16 protein-coding genes are annotated in these 20,786 nt (G+C 65.0%); 1 reads left to right on the forward strand and 15 read right to left on the reverse strand.

What is annotated here, in order from left to right; genetic code table 11:
• Positions 1 to 42 precede the first annotated feature (42 nt).
• On the reverse strand, positions 43 to 2,022 hold the full coding sequence (parE, locus tag BMX36_RS08395) for a DNA topoisomerase IV subunit B (RefSeq protein WP_066777117.1): 1,980 nt from the start codon (positions 2,020 to 2,022) through the stop codon (positions 43 to 45).
• 159 nt (positions 2,023 to 2,181) lie between these two features.
• The gene (locus BMX36_RS08400; RefSeq protein ID WP_093064460.1) at positions 2,182 to 2,889 is read right to left on the reverse strand and encodes a GcrA family cell cycle regulator; all 708 of its coding nucleotides are present in this window, start codon (positions 2,887 to 2,889) and stop codon (positions 2,182 to 2,184) included.
• Between the two features lie 69 nt (positions 2,890 to 2,958).
• Here BMX36_RS08400 and BMX36_RS08405 point away from each other — a divergent pair, with 69 nt between their 5' ends.
• Positions 2,959 to 3,825 (forward strand): ABC transporter permease, encoded by an 867-nt coding sequence (locus BMX36_RS08405; RefSeq protein WP_066776957.1) that lies wholly within the window; start codon positions 2,959 to 2,961, stop codon positions 3,823 to 3,825.
• A 31-nt stretch (positions 3,826 to 3,856) separates the two neighbouring features.
• Here the strand turns inward: BMX36_RS08405 and BMX36_RS08410 are convergent, their stop codons facing one another.
• The 13 genes from BMX36_RS08410 to murF form a co-directional block, all read right to left on the reverse strand.
• Positions 3,857 to 5,035 carry a deoxyguanosinetriphosphate triphosphohydrolase gene (locus BMX36_RS08410; protein ID WP_093064462.1) on the reverse strand — a complete coding sequence of 393 codons (1,179 nt, stop codon included), beginning with the start codon at positions 5,033 to 5,035 and terminating at the stop codon, positions 3,857 to 3,859.
• Entirely contained in the window at positions 5,032 to 7,329 is a 2,298-nt protein-coding gene (locus BMX36_RS08415) for an SPOR domain-containing protein (protein ID WP_093064464.1), read from the reverse strand. Before BMX36_RS08415 ends, BMX36_RS08410 begins: the two co-directional genes overlap by 4 nt.
• 112 nt (positions 7,330 to 7,441) lie before the next feature.
• The gene (ftsZ, locus tag BMX36_RS08420) at positions 7,442 to 8,971 is read right to left on the reverse strand and encodes a cell division protein FtsZ (protein ID WP_093064466.1); all 1,530 of its coding nucleotides are present in this window, start codon (positions 8,969 to 8,971) and stop codon (positions 7,442 to 7,444) included.
• Positions 8,972 to 9,079: 108 nt separating this feature from the next.
• Positions 9,080 to 10,339 (reverse strand): cell division protein FtsA, encoded by a 1,260-nt coding sequence (gene ftsA, locus BMX36_RS08425; protein ID WP_093064468.1) that lies wholly within the window; start codon positions 10,337 to 10,339, stop codon positions 9,080 to 9,082.
• Between the two features lie 34 nt (positions 10,340 to 10,373).
• Positions 10,374 to 11,291, reverse strand: a complete 918-nt coding sequence (locus BMX36_RS08430; protein ID WP_066776973.1) for a cell division protein FtsQ/DivIB — start codon at positions 11,289 to 11,291, stop codon at positions 10,374 to 10,376.
• Positions 11,288 to 12,229 (reverse strand): D-alanine--D-alanine ligase, encoded by a 942-nt coding sequence (locus tag BMX36_RS08435; RefSeq protein WP_256210701.1) that lies wholly within the window; start codon positions 12,227 to 12,229, stop codon positions 11,288 to 11,290. The genes BMX36_RS08430 and BMX36_RS08435 overlap by 4 nt, the downstream gene beginning before the upstream one ends.
• A gap of 111 nt (positions 12,230 to 12,340) precedes the next feature.
• Positions 12,341 to 13,237, reverse strand: a complete 897-nt coding sequence (gene murB, locus BMX36_RS08440) for a UDP-N-acetylmuramate dehydrogenase (protein ID WP_093065404.1) — start codon at positions 13,235 to 13,237, stop codon at positions 12,341 to 12,343.
• Complete coding sequence (murC, locus tag BMX36_RS08445) at positions 13,234 to 14,637, reverse strand: UDP-N-acetylmuramate--L-alanine ligase (protein WP_093064470.1); 1,404 nt, start codon at positions 14,635 to 14,637, stop codon at positions 13,234 to 13,236. The genes murB and murC overlap by 4 nt, the downstream gene beginning before the upstream one ends.
• Positions 14,634 to 15,779, reverse strand: coding sequence for an undecaprenyldiphospho-muramoylpentapeptide beta-N-acetylglucosaminyltransferase (murG, locus tag BMX36_RS08450; RefSeq protein WP_066776982.1), 1,146 nt, complete (start codon positions 15,777 to 15,779; stop codon positions 14,634 to 14,636). Before murG ends, murC begins: the two co-directional genes overlap by 4 nt.
• Complete coding sequence (gene ftsW, locus BMX36_RS08455) at positions 15,776 to 17,002, reverse strand: putative lipid II flippase FtsW (RefSeq protein ID WP_093064472.1); 1,227 nt, start codon at positions 17,000 to 17,002, stop codon at positions 15,776 to 15,778. Before ftsW ends, murG begins: the two co-directional genes overlap by 4 nt.
• A complete protein-coding gene (gene murD / locus BMX36_RS08460; protein WP_093064474.1) occupies positions 16,999 to 18,303 on the reverse strand; it encodes a UDP-N-acetylmuramoyl-L-alanine--D-glutamate ligase in 1,305 nt (434 codons plus the stop codon). Before murD ends, ftsW begins: the two co-directional genes overlap by 4 nt.
• Positions 18,300 to 19,370, reverse strand: coding sequence for a phospho-N-acetylmuramoyl-pentapeptide-transferase (mraY, locus tag BMX36_RS08465; protein WP_093064476.1), 1,071 nt, complete (start codon positions 19,368 to 19,370; stop codon positions 18,300 to 18,302). Before mraY ends, murD begins: the two co-directional genes overlap by 4 nt.
• On the reverse strand, positions 19,370 to 20,743 hold the full coding sequence (gene murF / locus BMX36_RS08470; protein WP_093064478.1) for a UDP-N-acetylmuramoyl-tripeptide--D-alanyl-D-alanine ligase: 1,374 nt from the start codon (positions 20,741 to 20,743) through the stop codon (positions 19,370 to 19,372). The genes mraY and murF overlap by 1 nt, the downstream gene beginning before the upstream one ends.
• Between the last annotated feature and the right edge of the window lie 43 nt (positions 20,744 to 20,786).

Raw genomic sequence — 20,786 nt, forward strand, 5'->3', positions numbered from 1 at the left:
GCTTGCAGGCGCCCCGTCACCCGCCCGCTCGCCCGCAAGCGCCTAAGCGTCGATCGCTTCCTCATCCATGCGCGCCGCATTCTCCTGAATGAAGGCGAAGCGGTGCGCCGGGTTGGTGCCCATCAGCCGGTCGACCAGGTCCTTCACGCCAGCCCGCTCCTCATATTCCTGCGGCAGGGTGATGCGGATCAGGCTGCGGCTCGCAGTGTCCATCGTCGTTTCGCGCAACTGCGCCGGGTTCATTTCGCCCAGTCCCTTGAACCGGGCAACTTCCACCTTCTTGCCCTTGAACACCGTCGCTTCGATCTCGGCGCGGTGCGCATCGTCGCGCGCATACAGCGACTTGGCGCCGACCGTCAGGCGATAGAGCGGCGGCTGCGCGAGATACAGATGCCCACGGCGAACCAGATCCGGCATCTCCTGAAAGAAGAACGTCATCAGCAGCGTCGCAATATGTGCGCCGTCGACATCCGCGTCGGTCATGATGACGACCCGCTCATACCGCAAATTGTCGGGCCTGCATTCTTTGCGGGTCCCACATCCCAGCGCCTGGATCAGATCGGCGATTTCCTGGTTCGCCAGGATCTTGGCGCTGGTCGCGCTGGCGACATTCAGGATCTTGCCGCGGATCGGCAGGATCGCCTGCGTCTTGCGATCGCGCGCCTGCTTGGCGCTCCCGCCGGCGCTATCGCCTTCCACGATGAACAGCTCGGTGCCTTCGTTGCTGTCGGTGGAACAATCGGTCAGCTTGCCTGGCAGGCGCAGCTTGCGTGAGGAGGTAGCGGTTTTGCGCTTCACCTCACGCTCTGCCTTGCGCCGCAGCCGCTCGTCCATCCGCTCCAGCACATAGCCGAGCAGCGCACGCCCACGATCCATATTCTGGCTCAGCCAGTGATCAAAATGGTCACGAACGGCCTTTTCCACGAGCCCTGCGGCCTCGGGCGACGTCAGCCTGTCCTTGGTCTGTGACTGGAACTGCGGATCGCGAATGAAGACGCTGAGCATCAATTCGCTGCCGACCATCACGTCGTCCGCGGTCAGTTCCTTGGCGCGCTTGTTGTTCACCAGATCGCCAAACGATCGCAGCCCGCGCACCAGCGCCTGTCGAAGGCCCTGCTCGTGCGTGCCGCCGTCAGGCGTCGGGATGGTGTTGCAGTACCAGCTGTAGCTGCCGTCTGACCACAGGGGCCAGGCAACCGCCCATTCGACCCGCCCCGCCTCGTCGTGGAACTCCTGCGACCCGGAGAAGAAGTCAGCCGTCGCACACTCGCGGCCACCGACCTGTTCGCGCAGGTGATCGGCAAGCCCACCGGGGAACTGAAAAACGGCTTCGGCCGGCGTATCGTCGCTGATCAGCTCCGGCGCGCATTTCCACCGGATCTCGACTCCGGCGAACAGATAGGCCTTTGATCGCGCCAGTCGGTACAGCCGCGCAGGCTTGAACAGGAGGTCCGGGCCGAAAATCTCCGTATCCGGCACAAAACTCACCAAAGTGCCTCGGCGATTGGGCGCTGCGCCTACCGTTTCCAGCCTGCCAAGCGTCTTTCCCTGGCTGAACTTCTGCCGGTAGAGCTGGCGATCACGCGCGACTTCCACCACCGTGTCGGAGGAAAGCGCATTCACGACGGAGATGCCCACGCCGTGCAGACCGCCGCTGGTTGCATAGGCCTTGCCGGTGAATTTGCCGCCGGAATGCAGGGTGGAAAGGATCACCTCCAGCGCGCTCTTGTCCGGAAACTTCGGGTGCGGATCGACCGGAATACCGCGGCCATTGTCCACGATCGTCAATCGGTTACCGGCTGATAGCGTGACTTCGATGCGGGTGGCATGGCCCGCCACCGCCTCATCCATGGCATTGTCCAGCACCTCGGCCGCGAGGTGATGCAGCGCGCGCTCGTCGGTGCCGCCGACATACATGCCCGGCCGCCGTCGCACCGGCTCCAGCCCCTCAAGCACCTCGATGGAAGATGCGTCGTAATCGGCGGAAGTCACTGGAGCGCGGAACAGATCTGGATCAGCCATACCCCCATATAGCAGCGCACCGCCGCATCGCGAGGTATTGAATGCCGCCCATGTGAGCGCAGCGCCGCCCCACACCTAGCGCTCGGAACCACTTACAAAAAAAGCCACACCAAACCCGCGGTCTGGTGTGGCCTGATCTGCAAACAGAATTTGTGAGCGTCAGCGCATCCGCGGCCCGCCGAACGGAAGTGGAGCCGCACGACGATCACGCCGCGGCAACTGCGCCTGATAGGCGTGACCGCAATGTTCCACGCAATAAGGGAAACCCGGGTTCACCTTATCGCCGCAGAAGTGGAAGTCAGGCTCGCCCGGGTGTCCGAGCGGCCATTTGCACACCTTGTCGCTCAGATCGAGGAGACTGGTCTTTCCCGCGATCTCCGGTGACGGCTTCGCCGGCACGAGACGACGCGGCGGCGCCGGCGCGATCGGTGGCTGCTGCTCACCTGGCGCCTGACGCACGAAACCGCCCGGCCCGACAGACCGAACCATGCGCTGCGACTCAGCGGGCCGCTCCGGCTCCAGCGGAGTCGTGATGGTGATCGGCTTGGGCGCCGACACTTGCGTGACCGCCGGCGGACTTGCCGGCGCAGCAACTGGCGGCGGCGGCGGCGCGGGCGGTGGCGGCGCAGGCGGAGCGCTTACCTGTTCTGCTGCGGGAGCAGGAGCAGGAGCAGCCGCCGATGCGGCTTTCGCCTCCGCGTCCTTCGGAACGACAGGTGACGGGCGCGACTGCAGGCCCAAGCGATGCGCCTTGCCGATCACCGCATTGCGGCTGACCCCGCCCAGCGCCTCCGCGATCTGGCTGGCGGTCTGCCCGCCTTCCCACATCTTGCGCAGTGTATCGATCCGTTCCTCGGTCCAGGACATGGGCCTTGTCGTTCCTTCACTTCTTACGCCGGTTGCAGCAAGCGGCGGCAGCGACTACGCGATCAAGCGATGAGCAGCCACCCCCCAATTGGCCAACAATCCGGCGGCCAGGACAATTCCTTGGTCAGGAACGCGCCAGGCGTCCCGTCAATTCGGAACGTCAATTGGGGCGGCCTGAAGACCTTATATGTGAAGGAGGTGCGTCGCTTCTTCAAGGTCCAGCTGCAAACGATCTGGGCGCCGGCGATCACCACGCTGCTCTATCTCGTTATATTTACCGTCGCCCTGGGCGCCCGCGGAGAGGTGCACCTTGGCGGAGCGATGGTTCCCTTCGCCGACTTTGTGGCTCCTGGTCTCATCGTCATGGGCATGCTGAACAATGCCTTTGCGAATGCCAGTTTTTCGCTGCTCGTCGGCAAGATCCAGGGCACGATCGTCGATTATCTGATGCCTCCGCTGTCCACGGCCGAACTGCTGGTGGCGCTTACCGGCGGAGCGGTGACGCGTGCGTTCCTGGTTGGGCTGACGGTGTGGCTCGCGATGGCGCTCTGGCCGGGCGTAAACGTCGTCCCCGCCCATCTCGTTGCCGTCATCTGGTTTGGTCTGCTTGGCTCCGTCTTCCTGGCGCTGATCGGTGTGCTCACCTCGATTTGGGCGGAGAAGTTCGACCACGCAGCCGCGGTGACGAATTTCGTCGTTGCGCCGCTGACCTTGCTGTCGGGCACCTTCTATTCGGTGGATCGACTGTCGCCAGTGTTCCAGGCGATCAGCCATGCCAATCCCTTTTTCTACATCATCTCGGGCTTCCGCTATGGCTTTCTCGGCATCGCGGACTCACCCGTCGTCCTCGGCAGCGCAGTGGTGCTCGCGCTCGACGTCGCGCTTGGCGTTCTATGCTATGTGCTGTTGCGTCGCGGGTGGCGCCTGAAGAATTAAGGCGCCATCGCCCGCGGTGCGGTCGGCTTGGTCAAAACCCGTCCGGCATCGTCACAGGGCCGACGACACGCACATATTCGCGGATCGCATACCGATCGGTCATGCCGGCGATGTAATCCGCGATATGTCGGCTGAAGGCAGGCTCCTCGTTGGGGAGGCTTGCACGCCACTCAAGCGGCAGCGTCTCGGGGTCATCATGAAAGGCCGCGAACAGGCCGGCCACGATCTGATGCGCCGCCGCCGCAGCCTCTAGCTGCTTGGGATGGTGATAAAGGTTCGCGTACATAAAGCGTTTCAGGTCGCGCTCGGCGATGCGCATCGCATCCGAGAAAGCCACCAAGGCCTGACCGGCGTTGCGAACGTCACAAACCGTGCGCACCTTCGACAAAGCGATACGGCGCCTGGTCTCCTCAAGCAGATCGTTCACCATCACGCCAATCTGGCTGCGGACGAGCTCCCTCGCCTGTCGTCGCTCGCTGACGTCGGGAAACAAGCTTCGCACACGATCCCAACCCTCGCAAACAAGCGGAACCGTGAGCAATTGATCGACGCACAGGAGCCCGGCTCGCAATCCATCGTCGATGTCGTGATTGTCGTAGGCGATATCATCGGCCAGCGCTGCAACCTGCGCTTCCAGGCTGGCGTAGGTGCCTAGCTCCAGCTCCGCTTCGCAATCAGCCTCTGCCAAGGCCCAGCCAGGATGACGTGCGGGACCGTTGTGCTTGGCCAGCCCCTCCAGCGTCTCCCAGGTCAGGTTCAAGCCGTCGAAGCGCGGATAGGCCCGCTCGATGCGCATCAACGTCCGCAGCGTATGGCCGTTATGGTCAAAGCCGCCCGCCCCGGCCATGGCAGCTTTCAGTGCATCTTCGCCGGCGTGACCGAAGGGGGGATGGCCAATATCGTGGGCCAGGCACAGCGCTTCCGTCAGATCCTCATTCAGACCGAGCGTGCGCGCGATTGTTCGCCCGATCTGCGCAACTTCAAGGCTGTGGGTCAGCCTGACACGAAAATGGTCGCCGTCCGGGGCGAGAAACACCTGTGTCTTGTGCCTGAGGCGACGGAAGGCGATCGAGTGAATGATGCGGTCGCGGTCGCGCTGGTAAGCGTCGCGCGGACCACGCTCGCCTTGCCCGCCGGACTTGCTTTGTTCTTCGTAGAGGCGACCTTTGCTATGCGCCGGGACAGAAGCCCAAGGCGCAAGCGTCGTCACTTTGCCGGCAACCTCACCATCTTCTGCCCGCTCTCACTGGTGAATGAGAACGCGGAAACCCCTTGCTTGGAGAGCGTGTTGATGAACTCGCGCGCTTCCCCATCAGTCTTGAACGGACCCGTCACCAGCCGGTTCGTAAACCGAAGAGGCGTCGTATAGGCGGCCTTGCCCTTCAACGCCGGCGCCTTCTCCTGAGCGGCGGCCCAAGCTTTGGGAAGATCTTCCTTGTTCGCACCGCCAGCGACCTGCACCCAAATCCGCGACGGATCCGCCTTGGCGGCTTTGGCAGCCTCAGCCGCTTTCTTCGCCTCGGCGGCCCTTTTCTCGTCAGCCTGCTTCTTGGCGGCAGCTGCTTTCGCATCGGCAGCCTTGCGCTTCGGATCGACCGACGATCTTTCCTGTTCGCTGCCGGACTTGCTGTCGCGAGCGGCGTTTGAGGCCAGCTTGGTGCCGCCAGCCTTGGGCTCGGGCTTGTTCTGAGCAGCAACGGTCTCGGTTGACGAAGCCCGCCGGGCGCGGGTCGCTTCTTCGGCTCGCTCCTGCTGAGCGAGCCGCTCCGCCTCGGCCGCCTTGCGCGCCGTTTCTGCCGCGGCGATGCTGCTCGCCGTGGCAACCGTTCCGCCGGGACTCGGCACGTCCGCTGCTGACGGCCGGGTCATCGGCTCTGGTTGACGAATGGGCGCCACACCCAATTCGGCGCCCGGGATAGAGATGCCGGCCATGATCCGGGCGAGGATCGTATCTTCGGTGAGCGCTGGGCCTGACGATCCGGTCCTTGCCGTCGGCGAAGAGGTCACCACCTCCGTTCGCGGAGCGACACTGGGGTTTGCCGATGATGGCACCACAGATTCGACGCTTGGAGCAGTCGCGGCGACGATCGAGGCTGCGGGCGCGGAACCCGTGGCTTGCGCGGCCGACAGCGGCACGGCGGCGGCGGGCGTCGATGATGCTACAGTCGGCGCGGGCGGGTTGGTCGATTCACGTACTGCGGCCAGTGTATCGCCAGCCGGCGTGGCCATCCTGTCCTGCGCGCGTGATTGGGCAAGACCCGCTGATGGAAGCGGGGTTCCAACCCGCGAAGATGCCGACGGCGTGCTAGCTGTGCTGACCGACGCCGCGCCGCCCGTCCGATTGGCCGTATCATCTGCCGCCCCAGGCACGGACTGCACCACCGCCCTGGGCGGAGCGAAAGCAACACCGGCATAGCGGGGTGGCTGAAACGCGGTTGGCTCATTAACGGGCTGTCGCACGGCAGTCGCCATCGGCGGCTGGCCAACAGCGGTTGCAACAGGCGGCTGTGGCACCACCGGCGCGGTGACGGCAGCGGCCGTGCGCGTGTCACTCCGGCCCGCCCGGCGCGCCCGCTGCTCGGCACGTGCTGCCTCGCGCCGCCTGCTCGCCTCGCTCCGCGCGCTTCCGCGATCTGCAGCCGGAGGTGGCGCGCTGGGCGTAGCGACGGCGGCGGTCTGAACCGGGCGGTCCGGCTCGGGTGCCAAGGGTGGCAAGGCGGGCACCATCCGCGCGTCGGCAAGCCGCTGCGGCGTGGGGCGCAGTTCGCCAAAATGAACGGCGAAGGCCCGATCTGCCGCCGGCAAGGTCGCGAGCCGGGTGAAGAAGGGAGCCAGCGCGGCGCCCATTCCCTGTGGCATCATCGTGCCGGCGATCTTCTGCGCGCCCGGCACGTCACCCGTCATCGCGAGTACGAATGCTCGGACCCGCCAGGCGCTGCGATCATTGCCGCGCACCTGATCGTCGATGATCTCGAGCGCCTCTTTTTGCTTGCCGGAAATCCCGAGAGAAAGGGCGTAGCGACGCTGCACCTCTTCCGTCCCGCCCGACCGCAACGCCACACGATAATCGCGCTGGGCGCGCTCCTGTTCGCCGATCAGATCATAGGCCAGGCCACGATCACCGGCGAAGGTACGCGGGTCGAGCCCGTATCCGACCGCCTGATCGAAGTAGCGCAGCGCCTCACCGGGGCGCTCCTGGGTCACAAGGATGCGCGCCATCCCCGCCTTAACCCTGCCATTCATGGGATCGACGTTCTCGGCGCGCTTCAACAGGGAAGCGGCAGCATTGACGTCACCAAGCTTGAGCGACAGCTCGGCAGCCTCGATCAAGGCGGCAAGATCGCGCGGATTGGCGCCGAGCCGCCGCATCGCTCCCGCAAGCGCATCAGCGTCCGGCGTCGGACGCGGCACCATCGGCGCTTGCTGGCCAGGATAGCTCTGCGCGAATGCGCCCGGCGCACCGACAAGCGCGGCCGCAAGGATCAAGGGACGGGCGATCAACATGGATGTTCGCGTTAAGACGAGGCGGGATTAACCAGCAATGATCATGGCGCGCCGACGCGCCGAGCCGCACGCGGCGGCCGACGAACGCCGGCCGCCGTCGCTCACCTCTTGCTTACTGATTGTTCTGACGGTGCAAAAAACGAGGGATGTCGAGTGCATCCTTGTTTTCTTCTTCCGCACCACGCTGTGCTCCGCGGGAGGCATTCTGCATCCGTTCGAACAGCGTGCCGCCAAGCTTCACGCGCGGCTGCGGAGGCACCTCGGCGCCGCCCTCCCCGCCCGACAGCCAGCGGCGCCGGGGTGCTTCGGCAGACTCGTCGTCGCCAAAAACCCGCGGCTCTTCCGGCTGTGCCGGCTTGGAAGCCGCGTTTGCCGATTGCGGTGCCGGCACCATCGTGTCGCTGCCGAGCAGCAGCTCGTCGCCTGGCGCTTCCTCGACTTCACGCGCGGCAGCCGTCGGCTGAACGCTCGGCGCGGCGCCGGGAGCAGGCACACCGGCGGACATTGCGCCGGCTGCCGCGCCCGTGGGCTGCGGGCTCGGCACGGGTGTCGCCGGCGCAGCGGGCGCCGGTGCGGCGGCGGCAGGTGCAGGAGCTGCAGGGGCGGCTTCGACGCGGCGAGGCGCGGAGAAGCTGAAGGCGCGAGCAGGTTCGGCGGCGGGTGCCTCCGTACGCTCCACGGCCTCTATACCCGTTGCCACCACCGACACACGAATGCGTCCTTCCAGCTCCGGATTGAACGCGGAGCCCCAGATGATGTTGGCTTCCGGATCGACCAGCTCGCGAATGTGATTTGCGGCTTCGTCCACCTCGAGCAGGCGCATGTCCTCGCCGCCGGTGATGGAGATGATCACACCCTTCGCGCCCTGCATGGACACGCCATCCAGCAACGGATTCGCGATCGCCTTCTGAGCCGCGATCAGCGCACGGTCATCGCCGTCTGCCTCACCCGTGCCCATCATGGCCTTGCCCATCTCCTGCATCACCGAACGCACGTCGGCGAAATCGAGATTGATGAGGCCCGGCATGACCATCAGGTCGGTGATGCCGCGAACACCTTGCTGCAGCACTTCGTCGGCGAGCTCGAACGCCTGCTTGAACGTGGTGTTGGCGTTGGCGATCAGGAAAAGGTTCTGGTTCGGAATAACGATCAGCGTGTCGACGAACTTCTGCAGTTCCTCGATGCCCTGCTCGGCCGAATTGCCGCGGCGCTTGCCTTCGAAAGCGAACGGCTTCGTCACCACGCCAACGGTCAGGATGCCCATGTCGCGCGCGGCCTTGGCGATGACCGGTGCGGCGCCCGTGCCGGTGCCGCCGCCCATGCCCGCCGCGATGAAGCACATGTGTGCGCCTTCGAGCAGCTTGGACACCTGATCGATGGTTTCCTCGGCCGCCGCGCGACCGATCTCCGGACGACTGCCAGCGCCCAGGCCCTGGGTGATCTTCGCACCCAGCTGAATCTTCTGGGGCGCTATCGACTGCTTCAGCGCCTGCGCATCAGTGTTGGCGACGAGAAACTCGACGCCCTGCACGTCCGCCCGCATCATGTTGGCGATTGCGTTGCCGCCAGCACCGCCGACGCCGATCACCGCAATCTTCGGGGTAAGTTCGTCAACGTCCGGCGCAATGAATTCGATGCCCATCGCCAATTTACTCCGTCATTTCGGGCACGAAACACTGGCCCGCCATCGCCATTAAACTTAGTGCAACATTGAAACGCCCGGTGCCAGCCGAAAAGCGGCTCCGCCCGATCAATAATTTGCCTTCGCCGCCTGAAACAAACGCCTGAGCGCGGTCAGACCCTTTTGTCGCACGACCATCTGCTGCTGCGGCACCAGACCGCGAAGATCCACCGGATCGGACGCGGCAAAAAAGGCAAGTCCCGCCAGTGTCGCAAAGCCGGGTCCGCCGTGCGCGTCGGGAAGCCCCGTCAGCCCGCGCGGCCGACCGACCCGAACGGATCGCCCGAGCACCTGCTGCGCATAGTCCGCGATGCCCTTCAACTCGGCACCGCCGCCCGTCAACACTACCTGACGGCCGACCGCGCCTTCGAACTTCAGCTCCTGCAGCGCCGCTTGCACTTCATTGATCAGATGCTCCAGCCGAGTGCGGATTACGCTGATCAACGCCGCCTTCGTGATCTGCATGGGATCGGCATCGTCGTCCGCCCGCCCCGGACGGATCGCGATCATCTCGTGATTGTCGCGCGGTGACGCATTCGCCGAACCGTGGAAGCACTTCATCCGTTCGGCCTGGCCCCGAGTAGTGCCGAATGCGGACGCAATGTCATCCGTGATGTCGCACGAGCCGATCGGAATGGATTTAAGACCGACAAGCATGCCGCCGGCAAAAAGGGACACGTTGGTGATGCCAGCGCCAATCTCCACGAGTGCGACGCCGAGATCGCGCTCCTCCTCGCTGAGGCAGGCCAGTCCCGTCGCAACCGGCGACGCGATGATCGACTTTACCTCCAGATGGGCAGAACGGACCGTCAGGTCGAGGTTGCGAACCGGCGAACCGTCAGCGGCGATCACATGAATGTGAACGCCCAGCCGGTCGGCATGGAGACCCAGTGGCTTCTTCACGCCCGTCAGCCCGTCGAGCGTGTAAAGCGCCGGCTGCGCATGCAGCACCATGCGCCCCTGCGGATCGATGGCCTGGCGCCCTTCCTGCAGCAAAGCATCAATATCCTGCTGCTCGATACGATGGCCGTTCAATTCGACTTCAATGAAGGCTTCATCGCTGACCAGCCCACCGGCAGAAAAGCCTGCCCAGACATTCTCGATGTTGAAGCCAGCAATCCGCTCGGCCTGAGCCACTGCCTCGCGCACGGCCAGTTCGGTGAGCGCCATGTCGGCGATATAGCCGCGCTTCACGCCCTTTGATTCGCGCTGGCCCGTTCCCAGCACGATCAGCTCGCCGCCATCGCCCCGCTGCGCGATCATCGCAGACACCTTGGACGTGCCGATATCCAGCGCGGTGATGATTCCTTCCGGTGCTGCCTTTGCCATGCCCCTGTTCCCTGTTCCTGCCCCGTGCGCCGTCTCAGACTTCGTCTATTCTCGCAAAGCGAGCACTTTGCGTCGCCGCTCCCGCCCCAGTCGCCGGGACCGCTTGTTCCATGTCCGCGCCCGGCTTGCGCGCCACCAGCTTGGCAGGATCGCGCATGTCGAAGCGCAGCCATCCCTTTCCAAGCAGCGAACGGGCGCCGTCGAGCTCCGCAAACTTGACCAAAGCTGCGGCAGCATTGTCCTGTGGCAGAGCCAATGTCTCGCCCGTGTCGAACGTGATGTCCCAGCGGCGGTTGCCCACCCAGGCGGCCGCCTTGATCCGCGGCTTCAGTGCCGGCGCAGCGGCCAGCAGCCGTTGGTACGCGGCCTCCTGCCGATCGGCGCCCGGACCGATAACCAGTGGCAGATTGGGCATGCGGCTGGGGTCGACTGGCTCCAGCGGCACGCCCTTCGCGTCAATCAGCGTCAACGCACCGCCATTCTGCCAGATCGCCGCTGGCTCACGCTCCACGATATGGATGAGCAGCCGATCCGGAAGACGACGCGACACATAGGCATCGGCGATCCAGCCATAAGCCAGAAGACGCTGGCGGATCAGTTCGAGATCCACCCGCAGCATGGCCTTGGGCTGTTCCTCCAGCGCAACGGCGTACACGGTCTCACGGTTCATCCGCTTGATGCCCGTGATATCGACCTGTTCGACACGCAGCCCGATCTGCCCGGTCGTGTCCGCAAGAGCCGTACCGATCGCCGCTGGAACGCCGAGCCAGGATGCCGTGCCGAGCACCACCGCCCCGCCGATGCCAAGGATCGACCAGGTAACCGCACGGCGAACCGCCGCCTCACTGACCGGCATTGCCGCAAGCAGGCGATCACCCAGCGACTTCTTCGGTGCCGTGCGGCGCACCGTCGGTCGCCGCTGCGGCGCGCCACGGGCTACTGAGCGGCTCATTTGTCGTCCCTCAGCGCTTCATCGACGATCGCCTGAACCAGTTCGGGATAGGTGATGCCCAGATACCGGGCTTGTTCAGGAACAAGGCTAAGCGGAGTCATGCCGGGCTGCGTATTCACCTCTAGAAGAAAGAGCCCCTCGACGCCTCGCTCATCGTCCCACCGGAAGTCGGCTCGACTGCTTCCCTTGCAGCCAAGCAGCTGATGCGCCCGCAACGCCAGCGTCTTGCACGCTTCCGCGATGTCGTCCGGGATGGGCGCTGGGAAAATGTGGTCAGTCAGGCCGTCAGTATATTTCGCGTCATAGTCGTACCAGCCCGACTTGGGACGAAGCTCCGTGACGCCCAGCGCTCGGTCACCCAGCACCGCAGTCGTCAGCTCGCGGCCACGCACATACGGCTCGGCGAGAAGCTGGTCGAACTCCTGCCAAGGCCCTGCCGCGTCCTTGTTGATCGGATTGCCGTAATTGCCTTCATCGGTAACGATCGCGACGCCGACCGACGACCCCTCGTTCACCGGCTTCAGCACATAGGGACGCGCCAGCGGATCGCCCTTGTACAGATCCTGCGTGCTGACAATCCGCCCGCCGGGCATGGGTATGCCGTGTGGCACCAACGCTTGCTTCGTCAGCACCTTGTCGATGGCGATCACCGAGGTTGCGAGCCCGCTATGAGTGTAGCGCAGGCCCATGATGTCCATCAGCCCCTGGATCGAGCCGTCCTCACCGGGGGTGCCGTGCAGGGAATTGAAGACGAGGTCTGGCTCCGCAGCGGCGAGCTTGGCCGCAATGTCGCGGTCCATGTCGATCCGAGTGACGCGGTGTCCCAAGGACTCCAGCGCATCCGCGATCCCGGCTCCGGATGAAAGCGACACGGCGCGTTCGGCCGACCAGCCGCCCATCAGAACGACGATGTGAAGCCCGCTCGCCTGCTCAGCCACGCTCACCTCCAAGGATTGCGACCGGCGCAAGGACAAGCAGGCTGCACGGGATCTCGTCAGCGCAAGCTGCAACCACGCGCCGGCAAACCGTGGCAGCTGTTGCAACGCGGATCACGAGGCAACTCCCACGCGCTGGATCTCCCACTCAAGCGTCACCCCGCTTTTCTCCTTCACGCGCGATCGCACGTCTTCGCCCAGTGCTTCGATGTCCGCGCTCGTCGCGCTGCCGAGATTGAGCAGAAAGTTCGTGTGCTTCTCGCTGACCTGCGCATCGCCGCGGCGAAGCCCGCGGCATCCTGCTTGGTCGACCAGCTCCCAGGCCTTGTGGCCGGGCGGGTTCTTGAACGTCGACCCGCCCGTCTTGGAGCGCAGCGGTTGGGACGCTTCCCGACTGGCAGCGATACGATCCATTTCCGCCTTTATGGCATCGGGCTCGCCCGGCCGACCGCGGAACGTGGCGCTTACGACGATCGCGTCTGCCGGCAGCTCGGAGTGTCGGTACGTGTAGCCGAGCGCGTCTGCCGAAAGCTTCCGCATTTCGCCGTCGCGAAAGACAACGGTGCATTCGACCAGCACGTCGGCCGTCTCGCTGCCATAGGCACCGCCATTCATTCGGACGAACCCGCCCACGGTGCCGGGGATGGAGCGCAGAAATTCAACGCCGGCAATACCCGCGTCACGCGCAGCGGACGATACAAGGATGCCGCTCGCGCCGCCTCCGCAGCGGAGCGTCGTCGCATCAAGCCGTTCAACGGTGGCGAATGGTTTGCCGAGCCGCACCACGACGCCTGGCACGCCGCCATCCCGCACGATCAGGTTCGAACCGAGGCCAAGCGCCATCACGGGGATGGACGGATCGAGACGCTCCAGAAATCCAGAAAGATCATCCGCATCGGCCGGCTCAAACAGCCATTGCGCCACGCCACCCGACTTGAACCAAACCAACGGCGCGAGCGGCGCCGCCGTCGTCAGGCGACCGCGAGTGGAAGGAACGGCCACTGCGTTCATCGGCGCGCCTCGATGGAAGGCGCCAGGCCCGCAGCCCATTTCGTGATGTCGCCCGCTCCCAGGCAGACGATCTGGTCCTGCGCCCGAACGTCCCTGGCCAGCGCTGCAGCGAGCTCGTCCGCACTTCCCACCGATGCCACCGAACGATGCCCGCGGCGCTTCAGCCCCTCAACCAACGCGTCGGCGTCGACCCCTGGCACCGGAGCCTCGCCCGCCGCGTAAACGGGAGTTACAAACACCTGATCCGCGTCGTTGAAGGCGCCCTGGAAATCATCCATCAGATTGCCCAGGCGCGAATAGCGATGCGGCTGGACGACGGCGATAACGCGTCCTTGCGCCGACTCCCGCGCCGCGGCCAGCACGGCGCGGATCTCGACCGGATGGTGGCCATAATCGTCGATAATCACGGCACCCGCAACTTCCCCGACCTTGGTGAAGCGCCGCTTAACCCCGCCAAACTTCTGAAAGCCCTGCTGGATCGTCGCGTCATCGATGCCGAGTTCCAACGCCACGCCGATCGCGGCCAGGGCGTTCTGCACATTGTGCCGCCCGGGCATCGGCAGATCGATATTCTCGATCGAGCGAACCGTTCCGTCCCGATGACGGATAAGCGCCTCGAAACGGTTGCCGCCCGGATAGGGCGCAACGTTGACGCCGCGCACGTCAGCACTGGCGGCAAAGCCGTAGGTGACGATCCGACGGTCGCGAACGCGCGGGATCAGCGCCTGCACCTCCGGATGATCGAGGCACAGCAATGCCGCACCATAGAAGGGTACGTTCTCAACGAACTCGACATAGGCATCCTTCGCCTTTTCGAAGCTGCCGTAATGGTCGAGGTGCTCAGGATCGATGTTGGTGACGACGGCGATCGTCCCATCAAGGCGAAGGAAGCTGCCATCGCTTTCGTCCGCCTCCACGACCATCCAGTCGCTGTCACCAAGGCGGGCGTTCGAGCCGTAGCTATTGATGATGCCGCCATTGATCACCGTGGGATCCACGCCGCCGGCGTCGAGCAGCGCCGCCACCATCGACGTGGTCGTGGTCTTCCCATGGGTACCCGCGACAGCAACGGTGGATTTGAGGCGCATCAGCTCGGCCAGCATCTCGGCACGCCGCACCACCGGGATCCGCTGGTTGAGGGCCGCTTCCACCTCGGGATTGCCGCGCTTCACCGCGGTGGAGATCACCACCACGGCCACGCCGTCTACGTTCGAGGCGTCATGCCCGATCGTCACCTTGATGCCGCGTGCGCGCAGGCCCTCAACGACATAGCCCTCCGCCACGTCCGAGCCCTGCACGCTATAGCCAAGATTGTGCATCACCTCGGCGATGCCGGACATGCCGATGCCGCCAATGCCGACGAAGTGGATCGTGCCGATATCCGTCGCGACGCCCCTCACGCAAAGGCCTCCTTCGGCTTGGACACGCCCACCGGCAGCTTCGCAACGGGCGCATCGAGACTTTCGACCAGATCGGCCAGGTCGCGTGCCGCTTCGGGCTTTCCGCAGGCGCGAGCGCGGCCGGCCGCATTCTCGAGCGCCGCGGGATCAAGCCCCAGCTTCTGCATCTGCTTGGCAAGCTCGCTGGGCGTAAAGGCGGTCTGAGGGATCGTGCGCGCACCACCCGCGGCCGTAATCTCGCGCGCATTGGCCGTTTGGTGGTCGTCCGTGGCCCCGGGCAGCGGCACCAGGATCGCCGGTCGGCCGGCTGCCGTCAGCTCGGATATGGTCGACGCGCCCGCCCTTGCGATCACAAGGTGCGCCCATCCGAGTTGCTCAGGCAGATCGGGCAAGTAGGTCGCGAGATCGGCAGCAATCTCGAGCTCCGCATATTTCGCCCGCGCCGCATCGATGTCCTCGATGCGTGCCTGATGCGTCACCTGCAGCCTCCGCCGAAACGCGATCGGCAGCATAGCGAGACCCTCCGGTACTACCTTCGACAGGATGTTGGCGCCCTGCGAACCGCCGGTAACCAGAACGCGGAAGATGCCGTCTTCCTCCAGCAGCGGATAAGGTCGGGCTCGCAGCGCCAGCACGGCGTCCCGAACGGGATTGCCGACATGGTGGGCCTTTCCGACGTGCTTCTGCTTCAGCCGCTCGGTCTGGGCATAGGAAGTGGCGATTGCGTCCACGCGCCCCGCCACCAACCGGTTGACCCGCCCGAGAACGGCATTCTGCTCGTGCACGGCCGTCGGGATCTTTTCCGCGAAAGCGGCCGCCAGCGCGGGGAATGCCGGATAGCCGCCAAAGCCGATCACGGCCGCCGGCTTGAACGTACGATACAGTTCACGCGCCATCGCACGGCCGCGCCACATCTCACGCGCGGCCCGCGTCCAGCCGAGCGGACCGCCTGCCAGCCGACCGGCCGGAAGGACATGGGTCTGCACGCCATCGAACAGTCCGGGAAAACGGACGCCGCGCTCGTCACTGACCAACGCAACCCGATGACCCCGGCGCATCAACTCTTCCGCCAGGGCGGCCGCCGGAACCATGTGCCCACCGGTCCCGCCCGCGGCGAGCACAAAATGCCGAGCGCGGCTCATGCGGCGCTCCCCCAGCGGGCAACATAGGGGCTGCGCAACAGGAACGGATTGCGGCGCGTGAAGGTAAGCAAAAGGCCCATGCCGATCGACAACGCGATCATCGACGAACCACCATAACTGATGAACGGCAAAGTCATCCCCTTGGACGGCGCCAGACCCGTGTTCACGGCCATCGAAATCAGCGCCTGCAACCCGAACTGCGTTGCCAACCCCGAAGCCGCCAGCAACTTGAAGCTATCCTGCTCGTCCAGCATCTTCACGTAAACACGCGCGACAATGGCAAGAAACAGCACGGCGATCACCATACAGGCGATCAGGCCGAACTCCTCGCCGATGACGGAGAAAATGTAATCGGTATGCGCCTCCGGCAAACCGAACTTCGATGTCCCGGCGCCGGGCCCGGTTCCCGTCCAGCCCCCAGAGGTGAGCGTGCGGTGCGCCGCATCCGTCTGGAAATGCGCGCCTTCCGCTTCGTTCGGATCGCGAAAGAGGAAGCTGTCGATGCGGGTACGTGCGGTGCCATAGAACATATAGGCGGCGCCCACTCCGATCGGCGCCATGGCGAAGAAGGCTGCCAGCGTCTTGGTCGGCGTACCAGCGATCACCAGCAGGGCCATCCAGACAAGACCGAACACCATGGTCTGCCCGAAATCGGGTTGAAGCATCAGCAACGCCCCAACTGTGGCCGTCATGCCGAAGGTGATCGCCGTGAGCGGCAGCCCTTCTTCCTTGGTGCGCAATGACAGCAGCCACGCAACGGTAACGATGAAGCACGGTTTCAGGAACTCGGACGGCTGAAACTGCGACACGCCGATGCCCAGCCAGCGCTTGGCCCCGTTCACCTCCACGCCGATGCCCGGGATCAGCACCAGCAGGAGCATGAAACCGAACAGGCCCGCCCCGATGACGGCGGCGCGACGCGCGAGGTTCACCGGCACCATCGAGATGCCGATCAGCACGGGCAGCGACACGGCAACCCACATCACCTGCCGCCAGAAATAATAGAGTGGCGGAAGCTTCAGTTGCTCACCCGAATAACGCATTGCCGTTGCCGGCGATGCTGCCGCCACGGATAGAAGGCCCACTGCGATCAGTGCGAATGTCAGCAGCAGCAGCACACGATCCGTGTCCCAGAACCAAGTGCCGAGTGGCGAGCGATCGCCACGACCGCCCCGGTCCTTGAGGCGCCCGCGCAGACCCTGAGTGGTCGCGTGATCCGTCAAGACAGTTCCCCCACTGCTTCGCGAAACGCCTGCCCGCGATGCTCATAATCGCGGAACTGATCGAACGAAGCCGCCGCCGGGGACAGCAGGACGACATCGCCGGGCCGTGCCTGCCGAGCCGCGCTCTCCACCGCCGCCGCCAGCGTGCCCGATTCCTCTACCGCCACCTGTTCCGCCAGCACTCGAGCGAACACTGGCCCGGCAGCGCCAATGGTGTAGGCGCGCGCGACATGGGCAAGGTGCGGCAGGCAGGCATCCAGATCATCGCCCTTCGCCTTGCCCCCGACGATCCAGTGCACACGATCAAACGCCGCAAGCGCAGGCGCGGCGCTTTCCGGGTTCGTCGCCTTGCTGTCGTTGATGAACGCCACCCCATTCACCTCTGCCACCTTTTCCATTCGGTGTGGCAGGCCGGTGAAGCTTTCCAGCGCGCGATCGATCGCCTGCTCGTCCACGCCAAGCGCACGAACGGCGGCAATGGCGGCGAGCGCGTTCTGGGCGTTGTGCGGCCCCTGCAGCGAGGGCCAGCGGGACTGATCCATGCAGACGCCGGGCGCGATCTTGGTGAGGTGTTCTCCGCGCGTAGACAAGGAGCGGGCGATCTGCGCGGAGGATGCATCCCCGATCCCGATCACCGCATCGTGCGTTGCCGACTGCATGGCAAACAGCCTGGCCTTTGACGCAGCATAGGCTTCGAAGCCGTCGTAGCGATCGAGATGATCGGGGGTGATGTTGAGCAGCACGGCGACGTCGCAATCCAGCCCGTACGTAAGATCGATCTGGTAGCTCGAAAGCTCCAGCACATAGACGCCGATGCCCTTGTCGTTCGGGAGCAGGGGCTCCTGACCAAGGATGGGAAGGCCGATGTTTCCGCCCATGCGCACGGGGCGGCCCGACGCTTCCACGATGTGCGCGATCAGCGCCGTCGTCGTCGACTTTCCGTTGGTGCCGGTAATACCGACCACCTTGTGCGGCGGGAGATGCGCCCGGGCCTCGGCGAACAGCTCGATGTCGCCGATGATCGGCACGCCCGCCGCGCGCGCCTGCGCGGCGATCGGATGGGTGTTCAACGGAACGCCCGGCGAGACGACCAGGCCTGCAGCGCCGCCGAGATCCAGCGTGGTGATGTCGTGTATGATGACCCCGTCGATCTCCTCCGCCCGCTCCCGCGCGGCGGGATCGCTATCCCAGGCGACCACATGCGCACCGGCCGCGGCAAGCGCGCGCGTCGTTGCCAGGCCGGAGCGTGCCAGCCCCAGCACGGCATAGCGTTTGCCGGCCCAGGCGGGAGAGATGATCACCGCAGCTTCAACGTCGACAGGCCGGCGAGCGCCAGCACCAGGCTGATGATCCAGAAACGGATCACCACCGTCGGCTCGCTCCAGCCAAGCTGCTCGAAATGGTGGTGGATCGGCGCCATGCGGAACACGCGCTTGCCGGTGCGCTTGTACCAGAACACCTGGATGATGACGCTCATGGCCTCCACCACGAACAGGCCACCGATGATGCCAAGAACGATTTCATGGTGCGCCACAACCGCGATGGTGCCCAGCGCTCCGCCCAGTGCGAGGCTGCCCGTATCACCCATGAAGACGGCGGCCGGCGGAGCATTATACCACAGGAACGCGAGGCCCGCGCCGATCATGGCGCCGCAGAAGATCGCCAGGTCCCCGGCCCTGCCCACATGCGGAATACCGAGATAATCGGCGAATTTCACGTTGCCGGCCAGGTACACGATCAGCATAAACGCCACCGATGCGATGATCACCGGCATCGTCGCCAGGCCATCCAAGCCATCGGTCAGGTTTACAGCATTGCCAAAGGCGACGATCGTGAAGGCGGCAAAGACCGGAAAGAACCAGCCGAGCTCCAGATAGACCTGGTTCGTGAACGGCAGATAGAGCCCCGTCCCGTTCTCATAGCTGATGATCCAAGCGGCAATGCCAGCGATGGCAAATTCCAGGAGGAGACGAACCCGCCCCGGCACGCCCGCCGTGCTGGCCTTGCGCACCTTGTCGTAATCATCGAGGAACCCGATCGCGCCGAAACCCAGGGTGACGAAAAGGCACGCCCAGACGAACGGATTGCGCAAATCCATCCAAATCAGGACCGACAGCGCCAGACTGGTGAGGATCATCAGCCCGCCCATCGTTGGCGTTCCACGCTTTGCCAGATGCGTCTGCGGGCCATCCGCGCGGATCGGCTGCCCCTTGCCCTGGCGGACCCGCAACCACCCGATGAACTTGGGGCCGATGATCAGGCCGATGAACAACGCCGTCGCGATCGCCCCGCCGGTGCGAAACGACAGATACCGGATAAGATTGAATATACCCGGGAAACCGAGCTGCTCGGCGATCCAGTACAACACTATGCCATGCCCCCGGCGAGCGCCGCGATCACGCGCGACAGCCCGACCCCGTTTGATCCCTTGACGAGTACCGCATCACCCGGCGCGAGCATTCCGGGAAGAACCTCCAGCGCCGCTGCGGCGGTGGGCACATGGACGAATTCCAGCCGCCCCTCAAGCGCTTGTGCAAGCGGCGTCATCGCTTCGCCGACAAGCAGCGCCACTTCGACGTGCGCCGCCTCAAGCGGCTCCTTCAATGCTGCGTGATAGTCCGGGGATGAAGCGCCCAGCTCCCGCATTTCGCCCAGCACAGCGACATGCCGGCCGGGTTCGGCGGCCAAGACCGAGAGTGTCGCCGCCATGGATGCCGGATTGGCGTTATAACTTTCATCGATCACCAGCGCCTGGCCCTGCTTGACCGGCGCGACGAAGCGCGCCCCGCGGCCGGGCAGGCCGCCCAGATCGGCAAGGGCGAGCCCCGCAAGCCCGAGGTCGCCGCCGACTGCATCCACGGCCGCGAGAACCGCCAGGGCGTTCGAAACCCAATGCGCGCCGGGCTGGCCGACGGTGAAGCTCAGCTCCCGCTCGCCCACCTTTGCGGAGACGAAGGTGCCTCCGGTGCGGACGGGCATGGTCTCGATCGGGCGAACGTCCGCCTCACGTGCCGTACCGAACGTCATGATTCGTGCGGCATATGGTTTTGCTGCGGCAATCAGGCGATCGCGATGAGGGCTGTCATAGGGCACGATCGCAATGCCGCCGGGCTCCAGCCCGCGAAAGATCTCCCCCTTTGCGTCGGCAATCGCGCTTTCATCGGGGAAGAATTCGGTGTGCGCCGGTGCGATCGCGGTGACGATCGCGACATGCGGACGCACCAGGGTGGTCAGGTGCGCAAGCTCGCCCGGGTGGTTCATCCCCATCTCGAGCACGCCATACCGGGTCGAAGCCGGCATCCGCGCAAGGCTGAGCGGGACGCCGGTGTGGTTGTTGTAGCTTTTGACGGAACGGTGCGTGGAACCGGGCGCGCTTCGATCCAGCGCCGCGAACAACGCCTCCTTGGTTGAGGTCTTGCCAACCGATCCGGTCACACCGATGATCTTTGCGTCCGTGCGCGCACGGGCCGCACGACCGAGATCCTCGAGCGCGACAAAGGTGTCCGCCACCTGCACGTGCGGCCCGGCAGCCTGGTCCGAGACAAGGGCTCCGGCGGCGCCCTGCGCATAGGCCTGCTCAAGGAAGCAGTGACCGTCCGTGGCCTCGCCGCGCAGGGCAATGAACAGGTCGCCCGGGCCGACTTCGCGGGAGTCGAATGCAACGCCCTTTACGTCAAAGTCGGCCGAGACATGACCGTGAGTGGCGGCGGCGATCGCGTCGGAGGTCCAGAGATATGGCATGGGGGTCTATAGCACCGGCAACGAGGCGATCGCACGCGGATCG

It is taken from the genome of Sphingomonas sp. OV641 (genome assembly GCF_900109205.1).
GTDB lineage: Bacteria > Pseudomonadota > Alphaproteobacteria > Sphingomonadales > Sphingomonadaceae > Sphingomonas.

Bases quoted from the DNA above. Each gene is read 5' to 3' on its own strand.
- parE (WP_066777117.1), bottom strand. From the start codon at position 2,022: ATGGCTGATCCAGATCTGTTCCGCGCTCCAGTGACTTCCGCCGATTAC.
- BMX36_RS08400 (WP_093064460.1), bottom strand. From the start codon at position 2,889: ATGTCCTGGACCGAGGAACGGATCGATACACTGCGCAAGATGTGGGAA.
- BMX36_RS08405 (WP_066776957.1), top strand. From the start codon at position 2,959: ATGAGCAGCCACCCCCCAATTGGCCAACAATCCGGCGGCCAGGACAAT.
- BMX36_RS08415 (WP_093064464.1), bottom strand. From the start codon at position 7,329: ATGTTGATCGCCCGTCCCTTGATCCTTGCGGCCGCGCTTGTCGGTGCG.
- ftsZ (WP_093064466.1), bottom strand. From the start codon at position 8,971: ATGGGCATCGAATTCATTGCGCCGGACGTTGACGAACTTACCCCGAAG.
- ftsA (WP_093064468.1), bottom strand. From the start codon at position 10,339: ATGGCAAAGGCAGCACCGGAAGGAATCATCACCGCGCTGGATATCGGC.
- BMX36_RS08430 (WP_066776973.1), bottom strand. From the start codon at position 11,291: ATGAGCCGCTCAGTAGCCCGTGGCGCGCCGCAGCGGCGACCGACGGTG.
- murB (WP_093065404.1), bottom strand. From the start codon at position 13,237: ATGAACGCAGTGGCCGTTCCTTCCACTCGCGGTCGCCTGACGACGGCG.
- murG (WP_066776982.1), bottom strand. From the start codon at position 15,779: ATGAGCCGCGCTCGGCATTTTGTGCTCGCCGCGGGCGGGACCGGTGGG.
- murF (WP_093064478.1), bottom strand. From the start codon at position 20,743: ATGCCATATCTCTGGACCTCCGACGCGATCGCCGCCGCCACTCACGGT.